Annotated in this window: 11 protein-coding genes and 1 rRNA gene; 8 read left to right on the forward strand and 4 right to left on the reverse strand. The window is 35.3% G+C overall.

Annotation, left to right across the window (positions count from 1 at the left end; translation table 11 throughout):
- A 5S ribosomal RNA gene (rrf, locus tag MJG50_RS14790) occupies window positions 1–87 on the forward strand; the annotation flags it as partial.
- Between the two features lie 1,355 nt (window positions 88–1,442).
- Window positions 1,443–2,186, forward strand: coding sequence for an alpha/beta hydrolase (locus MJG50_RS14795; protein WP_240256523.1), 744 nt, complete (start codon window positions 1,443–1,445; stop codon window positions 2,184–2,186).
- A 135-nt stretch (window positions 2,187–2,321) separates the two neighbouring features.
- Here the strand turns inward: MJG50_RS14795 and MJG50_RS14800 are convergent, their stop codons facing one another.
- A complete protein-coding gene (locus tag MJG50_RS14800) occupies window positions 2,322–3,194 on the reverse strand; it encodes a hypothetical protein (protein WP_240256524.1) in 873 nt (290 codons plus the stop codon).
- A 73-nt stretch (window positions 3,195–3,267) separates the two neighbouring features.
- The gene (locus MJG50_RS14805) at window positions 3,268–3,591 is read right to left on the reverse strand and encodes a rhodanese-like domain-containing protein (RefSeq protein ID WP_240256586.1); all 324 of its coding nucleotides are present in this window, start codon (window positions 3,589–3,591) and stop codon (window positions 3,268–3,270) included.
- 210 nt (window positions 3,592–3,801) lie between these two features.
- Between MJG50_RS14805 and MJG50_RS14810 the strand changes: the two genes are divergently transcribed.
- The 3 genes from MJG50_RS14810 (at window position 3,802) to MJG50_RS14820 (ending at window position 8,582) form a co-directional block, all read left to right on the forward strand.
- Entirely contained in the window at window positions 3,802–4,638 is an 837-nt protein-coding gene (locus MJG50_RS14810) for a lipoate--protein ligase family protein (protein WP_240256525.1), read from the forward strand.
- 356 nt (window positions 4,639–4,994) lie between these two features.
- Window positions 4,995–7,556 (forward strand): vitamin B12-dependent ribonucleotide reductase, encoded by a 2,562-nt coding sequence (locus MJG50_RS14815; RefSeq protein ID WP_240256526.1) that lies wholly within the window; start codon window positions 4,995–4,997, stop codon window positions 7,554–7,556.
- A 141-nt stretch (window positions 7,557–7,697) separates the two neighbouring features.
- Window positions 7,698–8,582, forward strand: coding sequence for a patatin-like phospholipase family protein (locus tag MJG50_RS14820; protein WP_240256527.1), 885 nt, complete (start codon window positions 7,698–7,700; stop codon window positions 8,580–8,582).
- A 91-nt stretch (window positions 8,583–8,673) separates the two neighbouring features.
- Here MJG50_RS14820 and MJG50_RS14825 read toward each other — a convergent pair whose 3' ends face one another.
- The gene (locus tag MJG50_RS14825; RefSeq protein ID WP_240256528.1) at window positions 8,674–9,075 is read right to left on the reverse strand and encodes an SA1362 family protein; all 402 of its coding nucleotides are present in this window, start codon (window positions 9,073–9,075) and stop codon (window positions 8,674–8,676) included.
- Window positions 9,076–9,142: 67 nt separating this feature from the next.
- On the reverse strand, window positions 9,143–10,090 hold the full coding sequence (locus MJG50_RS14830; protein WP_240256529.1) for a DUF1385 domain-containing protein: 948 nt from the start codon (window positions 10,088–10,090) through the stop codon (window positions 9,143–9,145).
- Between the two features lie 264 nt (window positions 10,091–10,354).
- On the opposite strand from MJG50_RS14830, the gene MJG50_RS14835 reads away from it, so the two are divergent.
- The 3 genes from MJG50_RS14835 (at window position 10,355) to MJG50_RS14845 (ending at window position 12,419) form a co-directional block, all read left to right on the forward strand.
- Window positions 10,355–10,846 carry a YqhR family membrane protein gene (locus MJG50_RS14835; RefSeq protein WP_240256530.1) on the forward strand — a complete coding sequence of 164 codons (492 nt, stop codon included), beginning with the start codon at window positions 10,355–10,357 and terminating at the stop codon, window positions 10,844–10,846.
- 68 nt (window positions 10,847–10,914) lie between these two features.
- Entirely contained in the window at window positions 10,915–11,361 is a 447-nt protein-coding gene (gene aroQ / locus MJG50_RS14840) for a type II 3-dehydroquinate dehydratase (protein WP_240256531.1), read from the forward strand.
- On the forward strand, window positions 11,358–12,419 hold the full coding sequence (locus tag MJG50_RS14845; protein ID WP_240256532.1) for a M24 family metallopeptidase: 1,062 nt from the start codon (window positions 11,358–11,360) through the stop codon (window positions 12,417–12,419). The genes aroQ and MJG50_RS14845 overlap by 4 nt, the downstream gene beginning before the upstream one ends.
- Window positions 12,420–12,435 lie beyond the last annotated feature (16 nt).

Genomic DNA, 12,435 nt, shown 5'->3' on the forward strand with positions numbered 1-12,435 from the left:
CGTTCCCATACCGAACACGGAAGTTAAGCTCTTCAGCGCCGATGGTAGTTGGGGGATTCCCCCTGTGAGAGTAGGACGTCGCTAAGCGAGTAAAAGACCAGTTGTGTGCTGGTCTTTTTTTTGCGTTCATTTAAATTGGTTTTTGTGGAATATGTAGATAGCCTCAAAAGAGAAAAGTTAACTTCGTGCTTAAAAACCACATTATAGTTTGAAAACAAGGTGTTTTCGCTTCAAATTGAAGTGATCCGCAGGTAGAAGTGTATGTATTCCACTAAAATATTGGATTCAAATCTATTTTCAGAGTATGTGGTTAGACTAAATTACCCGATATGCAGGATATTCTCGGAAAATGCACGATAAAATTGAGATATGCTCGTTAATTAGAAGAAATGCGTGATAATCCAAATATATGTGCTTTAGCAAAATTATATGCACGATAACCAAAACATATGCACGTTAACGAAAATCCACCCACACAGTGGATAATTACCCTAAATAGATTTAGAATTGATCCAATAGGTACCGCACCAATCCCAACCAGCAAAAGTTAACTTTTTGTGCTTTAAAAATCATATTTTATATTGAAAACAAGGTGTTTTCGTTTCAAATTGAAGTAATCCGCAGGTAGAAGTGTATGTATTCTGCTAAAAAATCTGTTTCAGAACCATTTTCATGGTATATGGTTAGACTAAATTAGCAGATATGCACGATATTCTAGGAAAATGCACGATAAAATTGAGATATGCTCGTTAAATAGAAGAAAAGCGTGATAATCCAAATATATGTGCGCTAGCGAAATTTTATGCACGATAGCCAAAATATATGCACGTTAACAAAAGCCCAGACCATCAAGTATTACCACCCGCATAAATAAAGTGTCAATACATAGGTACCGCCTCAAACACAACCAGCAAAAGTTAACTTTCCGTGCTTTAAAAAACATATAAAGGATTAAAACAAGGTCTTTTCACTTCAAACTGGATTAAATCACATGTAGAAGTGTATGTATTCCACTAAAATATTGGTTTCAGAACTATTTTCATAGTATGTAACTAGCTTCAATTACCCGAAATGCACGATATTCTGGGTAAATGCACGATAAAAAGTTGATATGCTCGTTAATATGAACATATGCCCGATACTCAAACTATATGTGCGTTAGCAAGCTTTTATGCACGATAGCAAAAATAAATGCACATTAGCGAACCACACCAACCAACCAACCAACACCACTAGACCAAGAAACCGCTAAAAGATATCCACGTTAGAATATCTCAACCTAGCACTACTAATCTTTAACCTTTGGAATAAGGTAGTTGTACTGAATAAAAGTTATTATTCCAAATGTTTTAGTTTTAATTTGAGGGATTATACAATATCTATTAAAATGATAATAAATTGTAAGCGCTCTAAAAAAAGTGTGGTAGGAGGTATAAGTGATAATGATAGAAAAATATCCTGTCTTAAAAGAGGCTGAAGCATTTTATTTTGAAGGCAACGATATTGGAATTCTTGTTTCACATGGATTTACCGGATCGACACAAAGCATGAGGTTCTTGGGAGAACAGCTAGCCAAAGAAGGGTTCACAGTATGTGGCCCACGATTGAAGGGACATGGAACGCATTTTGAAGATATGGAGCTTAGTATGTATCAAGAGTGGATTGAATCATTAGAAGAGGGATTCAAAAGACTTAGAGAAACTTGTTCGAAGATTTTTATCACTGGGTTATCAATGGGAGGAACATTAACGCTATACCTTGCTAGCAAATATCCAGAAATTAAAGGCATTATTCCAATAAATGCAGCGATAGAGATTGAGGAAATGGCTAAACTAGCAGGAGCTTTGGAACCACGTTTCTTAGATGCCATTGGCTCAGACATTAAGAAAGAGGGTGTAATTGAATTAGCATATGAGAAAACACCATTGAAATCAATAGGTGAGATTGTTCAACTGATGCGTATAACGAAGGAACGACTACCGTTAATTTCTTGTCCAGCGCTTATTTTCGTCTCTACAGAAGACCATGTTGTTCCTCCTGAAAATTCAATGTATATCATGGAAACAATTACGTCTTCAGATAAGGAAATAGTGAAACTTACAAATAGTTATCATGTTGCGACAATAGATAATGATAAAGAACTTATTGCCGAGAAAAGTGTTAAATTTATAAAAGAACATTTATAAATTTAAATGAATATGCCTTTCTATTTACATTCCAATCGGAGTAAATTTGAAAGGCATCTAACCAACACTTCAACCATATTAACATAGCTTAGCTCATTTGCTGTAGTTTTTTAAGGTTTAAGTATATTGAATTTGTTATGTGATCAGCAATGCCCCTAATAAAGGTAAGACAAACACAACTATGATTAGAAGTGGATAATACAATCTTGACTTTTTCACCTTTTTGAATGGTAGTTTAATATCCTTATTTACTGATTGGTGTATTATAGCCATCACCGCATATATTGCTGCAGTACCAAAAAAACAGTATGTGATTAAAATGTAATAAAAATTAAGTCCATTTACACGAAATTCAAGTAATGTGAGTGAAAATGTGAAAAGTATACAAGAAAATGCAAGTAATAATAAATAGAGAAAATTCCTTTTAAAGATAACGGATGACTTTTTTAATGCCTCTATAACTGATATATCTTCAACAACTATGATATATGGTGCCAATGAAAAAAATAGCAAAAGAATAAGTGTAATGAATACAGATGGCCAAAAGGTGAGATTTAGAAAAATAAGTAGTCCACCAACTGTTAATTCAATTGCTGAGAAGAGTACCATCCTTTTAAAATAGTATTTACCGATTTTTAAAATTGAGTATGTATTATCAGGTCCTATTAAAAAACATTTGATGGATCCAAGATACATACTAAGTGCATAACTTTTGAGTAAAAGGACCAACAATATTGCTGTAATTGATAGTAAAGTGTTATCGGATAACGCATTATTATTTGAATATTTAAATGGTAAATGAATATCGTCTAAAAAAGGCATCCAAAACGGAAAAGTTCCATTTACCCCAATGAAATGGTTAATTTGTATAGGTGGAAAGGGTGACAATGAATATCCAAAATATATCCCTAGAACAACTAGTAATGTTAACAGGACATTCATGAGTAGAGGAATAATGATAAGTCTTGGGTGTAATATCGTATTGTATAGTCCATGTAATAAATTCAAAGTATCACCTCAATGCTCTTTCCATATTTTATTATATATAACAAGAGAAAAACCTACTCCATATGGAATAGGTTTATTTTTTTGTTTTAATTTTACCAGTCCACTGTTTAAATCCACCTTTTAACTGGAACAATTGTTTATATCCTTTTTTGCGGAGCATTTGTGCTGCACGACCGCTGCGAAGAGCATTTTGACAATAAAGGTATACGGGTTGATCAGGTCTTATTTCTTTCATACGCATTTTAAATTGTGATAAAGGAATGTTACGTGCACCTAAGATATGACCTCCGTCAAACTCATTCGGTTCGCGGATATCAATTAATTGAGCTTTTCGATAACCTGCACGAAACTCTTCTTCTGTTAGTGTAGTAAGTATTTTTCGTTGATAGAAAAACATGATGACACCATATGCAATAATTGCAACAAGTATAATTAAAGGTAAAATCCAATTCAAAATAAATCTACTCCTTTTTCTCTCTTTCTCTTTCTATTATATAAGTGATTTCATGAAGAATCAAAGGAATTCTCTGGAGTATTTGATTTTGAATTTAACACAGGTTTTGGTAGACTAGGAAGGCATATTAATTAAAGATAAAGAGGGTTACTGATGGAAAAAGAAATTTGGAGATTTATTGATTCTGGAGATTGTTCACCAGAATTTAATATGGCATTAGATGAAGCACTTTTAGATTGGCATAGTGAAGGTAAGATACCGCCTACGATTCGCTTTTATGGTTGGAATCCCGCAACTCTATCAATTGGATATTTTCAAAAAGTTGAGAAGGAAATTGATTTAGATGCTGTGAAAAGATATGGACTGGGTTTTGTACGACGTCCCACTGGTGGTAGGGGAGTACTGCACGATAAGGAGTTGACCTATAGTGTGATTGTTTCTGAGGAACACCCTGGTATGCCTCAAACTGTTACTGAGGCATATCGAGTGATTTCAGAGGGGATATTACAAGGTTTTCGTTTGTTAGGGCTAGATGCCTATTTCGCTGTCCCAAGATCAGAGGAGGAACGGGAAGGATTGAAAAATCCACGATCTGCTGTTTGTTTCGATGCTCCTTCATGGTATGAATTAGTGGTAGAAGGACGAAAGGTTGCTGGAAGTGCACAAACTCGTCAGAAGGGGGTAATTCTTCAACACGGATCAATTCTACTAGATATTGATGAGGATAAACTATTTGATTTATTCAAATATCCAAGTGAACGTGTGAAAGAGAGAATGCAGCGAAATTTTAAGAATAAAGCAGTAGCGATTAATGCACTACGTGATGAGACAGTAACGATAGATGAAGCAAGGTCTGCTTTTAGAGAAGGCTTTGAGAGAGGATTAAATATAACACTAGAACCTTACTCGCTAACCGTTGATGAAATAAAATATGTGAATGAAATTGCAGAAAAAAGATATAAATCAGATGAATGGAATTTTAAAAGGTAGGCAACTTTTTTAGTTGCCTTTTCCTATGCTAAAAGTCCTAGTGTTGTTTGTATACTTGACTTGAAATTGAGTCGAAATTTTGCAACCGACAAAATTCTTCAAAAAGCGCAAAAAACTAAATATAATCTAGTAAAATCTTCGTTTTGCTCTATTTTTTAAACTTTTATTCGTTTGACAAAAAGAAATTTAGTTGACCTAAAATCAACATATAGTATTGTCGAAATTTATTTTCATACTATATATTGATTTTTATTTATTGTTTTTAGGAAAAATATATGATAACTTATTTTTAACACTTAAATTTATTACTTAAATTTAATGATCAATTTTTAATAGAATTAAAGGGAGATGTGGGAATGACTGTTGTGCTAGAAAAACTGAATATTGATGTGGAAAGGCTGAATCAAGATATACGCCTTTTTCCCCAGGTTCATCCAATCACGGGGGACATGAAGTTATCACACAAGGGAGTGTCGAGACTAGTTATGCTTGATCGGTATACATTTAAGGATACCGAAAAGATTACATTAGCAAAAGGAGATTTTGTTGTTCTAACGATTAAGGAAGATCCCAAATTTCCAGCACGTGGCTTAGGCTTTATTGTCGATATTGATTGGGAGCAGAAAACAGCGCAGGTACTCGTTGATGAAGAGTATCGGGGTGTGTTGGACAAGCCTGAAGAAGTTGAAACAGGTATTGTTAACCGTTCACTCGATGTGATTGAGAAACCATTAGAAGTATTCTATGAGCAAATTGCCAAAAGAAATGCTACTGGCTTAGCATCTGTTGAAAAGACAGAAGAGAAACGTCAGGAATGGTTTGAAAAGTTTTATAAAGAGCTAGTAAACTTAAACTTTATCCCAGCTGGGCGAGTACTGTATGGAGCAGGTGCTGATACTGACGTAACCTATTTCAACTGCTACGTAATGCCATATGTCCAAGATTCCCGCGAAGGTATTTCAGAACATCGTAAACAGGTTATGGAAATCATGAGTCGTGGTGGAGGAGTTGGAACGAACGGTTCAACATTACGTCCACGAAATACATTAGCACGTGGTGTAAATGGTAAATCATCTGGATCAGTTTCTTGGTTAGATGACATTGCAAAGCTTACCCATCTTGTTGAACAAGGTGGCTCAAGACGTGGTGCTCAAATGATTATGTTGGCAGATTGGCACCCTGACATCATTGAATTTATTATTTCAAAAATGCAAAATCCAAGAATTTTACGTTTCTTAATTGAAAACACAAATGATGATACAATTAAAAAATATGCGGAAGAAAAGCTCAAATTTACCCCACATACTGAACAAGAAACATTAATGTATCAAGGAATTTTGAACTATAAAAATATTCCTGGTATGGGTGGATTTAATGAAAAGATTCTTAAAGATGCAGAACAAAAATTAGTTACCGGTGGAAATTATTCTGTTCATAATCCTGAATTTTTAACAGGAGCGAATATTTCTATCTGTTTGACGAAGGAATTTATGAACGCAGTTGAAGAAGATTCTTTCTATGAACTGAAATTCCCAGATGTTGAAAGCTATGACCAAGAAGAAATGAAGGCTTACAATGAAGAATGGCACAAGGTTGGAGATGTGCGTGAGTGGGAGAAACAAGGCCACAAAGTACGTGTATATCGCAAAATTAAAGCGAAAGAGCTTTGGAACCTAATCAATGTTTGTGCAACATATTCAGCTGAACCTGGTATTTTCTTCATTGATAATGCAAATGACATGACAAATGCTCAAAGCTATGGGCAACAAGTTGTTGCTACAAATCCGTGTGGAGAACAGCCACTTGCACCATATTCTGTTTGTAACCTTGCTGCAGTTAACTTAGCTGAAATGGCTGATAAGGAAACAAAGACTGTTAACTTTGAAAAATTAAAGAAAACAGTTGAAGTCGGAGTAAGAATGCAGGATAACGTAATTGATGCAACTCCATATTTCCTTGAAGCTAACAAAAAACAAGCATTAGGTGAGAGACGTGTTGGTCTTGGTGTAATGGGACTACATGATTTACTTATCTATTGCGAAACAGAATATGGTTCAGAAAAAGGTAATCAGTTAGTCGATGAAGTGTTTGAAACAATTGCGACTACTGCATATCGAGCGTCGATTGAACTTGCAAAAGAGAAAGGAAGCTTCCCATTCCTAGAAGGTGAGTCAACAAAGGATGGAAATCGTATAAGAGAGGCTTTCAGTAACACTGGATTTATGCAAAAAATGCCTGAAGACATAAGAAATGATATTAAGGAATATGGTATTCGTAATTCACACTTACTAACCGTTGCTCCGACTGGGTCCACAGGGACAATGGTTGGTGTTTCAACAGGTTTAGAGCCTTACTTCTCCTTCTCTTACTTCCGAAGTGGACGCTTAGGCAAGTTTATTGAAGTAAAGGCTGATATCGTTCAAGAATATTTAGACAAGCATCCTGAAGCAGATCCAAATAATTTACCAAATTGGTTTGTTTCAGCAATGGAATTAGCTCCAGAAGCACATGCTGATGTACAATGTATCATTCAACGTTGGATTGATAGCTCAATTAGTAAGACGGTAAATGCTCCAAAGGGGTATACTGTTGAGCAGGTTGAAGCTGTATATGAGCGTCTATACAAAGGTGGCGCAAAAGGTGGAACAGTGTACGTTGACGGCAGCCGTGATGCGCAAGTATTAACATTGAAGGCTGAGGAAAATACGTTTGATGAGACAGATGACGTTGTAGAATCAAAACAAACTAAAAGTCATGTTGTACTAGTTGATACAATTAATGACCTTCGTTCTACGAATGTAACGATTGGATCTGAAGTAGGAAATACTTGCCCAGTTTGTCGACAAGGAACAGTCGAAGATCTAGGTGGTTGTAATACTTGTACAAGCTGTGGTGCTCAGCTGAAATGTGGTTTGTAAAATAGTATTAAGAAAGGTGGAACTAATTATCGGTTCCATCTTTTTTTATTTCCATTGGTTCCAAATCTGTACTAAATCAACCTCTCCACGATTAAAGATGTATAAAGACAGTTTAATCGGAACTCGAGGAGGGATGATTCGATGTATATTGACGGGGTATTTTCGGGAGGTGGCATCAAGGGATTTGCGTTAATTGGAGCATATCAGGCAATTGAAGAAAGAGGCTATATTTTTCAAAGATTAGCAGGAACGAGTGCAGGTTCTTTAATTGCAGCATTAATCGCAGCTGGGTACACAAGTTCCGAAATTATCAAATTTATGGATGAACTTGAAGTAAGTGATTTATTGGATCCACGAAGAACAATTTTACCTACACCTCTAGCAAAATGGCTTATGGTCTATTGGAGGTTAGGACTTTACAAAGGTGATGCATTGGAAAAATGGATTACCACTAAGCTAGCTCAAAAAGGTGTCTATACTTTTAAAGACCTCCCCCCTAATTCGTTGCGAATTATTGCCTCTGATTTGACGAATGGGAAGATACTTGTATTGCCAAATGATCTAGAACGTTATGGAATTATCCCAGAGTCTTTCTCTGTTGCAAAGGCTGTTCGTATGAGTTGTAGTTTGCCTTATTTTTTTGAACCGGTCCGCCTGAAAGATCATAATGGGAATAATGTGATTGTTGATGGTGGAGTTTTAAGTAATTTTCCAATCTGGTTATTTGATGAAGAGCAAACATTAAAAAAACGACCTGTGCTTGGTATAAAACTCAGTGCTGACAGTCAAAATCAGAAGAAAAATAAAATTAATAATGCGATTGATTTATTTGGTGCGTTGTTTGAGACGATGAAAAATGCACACGATGCACGCTATATTTCACGACGTCATGAAAGAAATATAATATTTATTCCAATGGAGGCGGGGCTTACAACAGATTTTGGGTTAACGGATGAAAAAAAACTTGCACTTACTAAAATCGGAAAGGAGCGAGCGGAGCATTTTTTTCGTACATGGTGCTACTAAGTATTAGAGGCTATCTCACAATATTTCCGTTATCTGAAATTATACTCATATCTTTGAATAATTATAAGAGCATAAAAAAAGAATCAAGCAGTTAAAAAAATGCTCGATTCTTCTTCTTTCCCTTTTTTCCTTCAATTACGGTAAGATGTGTGTTAGTTCGCTTTTTATTAATAGAAGAAACGGTTGACTTTTTCGTAGTGGTGGGGACACTTTTCTTACCTCGCACTCCTGAAAGTTGAGTTTTCCTTTGGTTTTGCTCATTGAAACGTCTTTTTGATTGTTTGGCTGCACGTAAATAAGCTGAATATTCTTTTCCTCCCGAACGACGTCGATTAAAAAATCGATATACTAATAAGACGACTCCTATGAATAAGAAAATCATACCTGCCTGAACCAAAAGGGAACTTGGATTCGTAACTAGTGTATACAGGAATCCAAACACCCCTAAACATAGTAAGATCATAACAACTATATTTGACTTTCGACGATTCATGAGATACACCTCCCTGACAACACTCTTCCTTATATTGTATTACTATATAGAAACCTTGTTGCTCGTATTACACTATTTCTTCCGCTCTTTCCTCAATTAATGTTTCATTTTCAATTCTTAGCAATTCATTGAAAGATGAAATAGCCACTTCCACCTGCTTATCATCTGGTTCTTTCGTAGTTAAAAGCTGTAACCATAATCCAGGATACCCAAGAAATCTTAGCACAGGAATATCACGTACCTTATTGGTAAGCTGAAGTACTTCAAACGAAACTCCAAGAACGACTGGTATTAATGCTAAACGATTTAATACACGGACATAAATAGGTTCAGTTGGGACAAGAGTATAAACAAATATACCGATGATAACAGTGAAAATCATAAAACTACTACCACATCGATAATGTAGGCGCGACTGATCTTGGACATTTTTAACAGTAAGTTCAAGATTATTTTCAAAAGCATTTATGACCTTGTGCTCAGCACCATGGTATTGAAACAATCTCTTAATCAATGGTGTTAGAGACAGGAAATAAATATATCCAAGTAAAAGTACTAATTTAAAAAAGCCTTCAATTAAAATTTGAGCAAAATCAGAAGAAAAGATTGGTCTTGTGAATTCTGCTAAAAATACTGGAATTAGTGTGAAAATGACTTTTCCAAATAAAAAAGAAAGTACACCAATTACAGCAATACCAAGAATCATCGCTAATTTTGAATCTTTTTTTTCTTCAACAACATGATTCTCCTCATTTGGATCTAATTCGTATTTCTCTGATGAGAAGTTTAAGTGCTTAGATCCATTTGCACTAGACTCTATAATTGCGACGATTCCCCTTAGAAATGGAATCTTTTTTAACAATGTCAATGTAGGATTTGATTTTCTCGGTAAATGGTAATACTCGATTGAATCATCCTTTCTACGAACAGCAGTAACAGAGTGATGTTTTCCACCAAACATTACTCCTTCAACAACTGCTTGACCACCATATACTGGCTTCTTGTTTTGCGTCATTCAATACACCAACCTAACTAGTCTAAAACTAAGATTTATAGTACTTATCGAAGAGAAGAATTTTACATACTATAATATATATTCTACAAGAAACTTATATAAACCTCTAGGCTGATGTGTATTTATTCGATAAAATATTCGTTATTTCCTCAATAAATCTTTTCTAGTTTATCCATCTTTTACACATACTACACATTTTTCCATATTCCCTTTTTAAAATAGTTTAAAAATTGCTGGACATAATAACATAAGGAGGTGTATTTAATGGGAAGACAAAGTAGAGAGAGTCCATCTTCTTTTCTTGGAAAAGTTGTAACCATTGGTTTGGTTGGAGGTATTTTTTGGAGTCTTTTATCCTACGTAAGTTATATTTTGAATTTTACAGAAATAAGTCCTAATTTAGTTCTGCAGCCGTGGCTGATTGGTGAATGGAAAAATCGAGTATTAGGTCAATTTATAGGTATATTAGTAATAGGTATCATATCAATAGGGGTTGCGCTGATGTATTATGCTTTATTAAAAAGGTTCCAATCGATTTGGATAGGAATGATTTATGGGATTGTACTATGGGCAATAGTATTTTATGTGTTAAACCCAATATTTCCTGATTTAAAAACTGTTGGACAGCTAGATATGAACACGCTTATTACAACGATATGCTTTTATATCTTATATGGTGTATTTATTGGCTATTCAATCTCTTTTGAAGCAAATGAAATCAGTAGACTAAAGACTGAAACTGCGTCAAATGAGTAGGTAATTTAAGGGGAGATATGATAGAATGTTCTTGTTTGAACATTCTATTTTTGAAGGAGCTTTTTATTATGAAAAGATTACTCCTTATTAACGGGCCTAATTTAAATCGACTTGGGCTTCGGGAACCACATATTTATGGGAGTGTAACATTAACAGAATTAGAGAATGATGTTATTCAATTTGCGAAAGAACAAAGTGCTGAGCTAAATTGCACACAGTCAAACTATGAAGGAGCTATAATCGATGCGATTCATGGAGCTGATGGAGTGTATGAAGGGATTATAATTAATCCTGGGGCCTTTACACATTATAGCTATGCGATTCGTGACGCCATCGCGGGGGTTAATCTACCTGTCATCGAAATTCATATCTCAAATATTCACACTAGGGAGGAATTTCGGCATACATCGGTATTAGCACCCGTAACAATTGGCCAAATTGTTGGCTTCGGTTTGTTTGGTTACAAATTAGCAATATTAGCACTATTAGACAAGTTGGGGGGAAACAAGGAATGAGTAAATTGGCGAAATTACGGGAGAGCTTTTCGGGGTTAGGAATTGATGGGTTATTAGTTACAAACGGATATAACAGACGTTACATAACAAATTTCACGGGTACTGCTGGTGTTGCACTTATTTCTGAAAAAAATGCTGTATTTCTAACAGACTTTAGATATGTAGAACAAGCGGGTGAACAAGTAAAAGATTTTGAAATTGTACAACATATCGGATCAATTATTGAAGAAGTGGCGAGACAGGCTGAGAAAATGGGCATAAAAAAATTGGGATTTGAACAAGAGGATTTATCTTTTTCTACTTTTTCTGCTTATGACAAAGAGGTAGAAGCTGAACTTATCCCTGTATCTGGAGCAATTGAAAAGTTACGCTTGATAAAGTCAGAATCAGAGATTAAGATATTAAAGGAAGCAGCGGAGATTGCAGACGCGGCGTTTTCACATATTTTGAAGGTCATTCGTTCTGGTATTACGGAACTTGAAGTGTCGAATGAGCTAGAATTTTTTATGAGAAAGCAAGGTGCAGCATCATCGTCTTTTGATATTATTGTCGCATCTGGTTACCGTTCTGCCTTACCACATGGCGTGGCAAGTGAAAAAATCATCGAGAAAGGCGATTTTGTTACACTTGATTACGGTGCGTATTATAAGGGGTATTGTTCAGACATTACGCGTACTGTGGCAGTTGGAAATCCAAGTGATGAATTAAAGAAAATTTATAATATCGTCTTAGAAGCACAGTTACGGGGAATGACTGGAATTAAACCAGGAATGACAGGCCGGGAAGCAGATGCATTAACTCGAGATTACATTACTGAACATGGTTATGGTGAATATTTCGGTCACTCAACAGGACATGGTCTTGGTATGGAAGTTCATGAACAACCATCTTTATCATCAAAATCAGATACGATTCTTGAACCGGGAATGATCGTGACTGTTGAACCAGGAATATACATAGCAGGTGTCGGTGGTGTAAGAATAGAAGATGATACAGTTATCACTAATGATGGGAACAAATCATTAACATATTCTTCAAAAGAGTTAATTATATTATAGGTACAAGTTTTTTGAT

It is taken from the genome of Fredinandcohnia quinoae, assembly GCF_022427965.1.
In the GTDB taxonomy this organism is placed as follows: domain Bacteria; phylum Bacillota; class Bacilli; order Bacillales; family Bacillaceae_L; genus Ferdinandcohnia; species Ferdinandcohnia quinoae.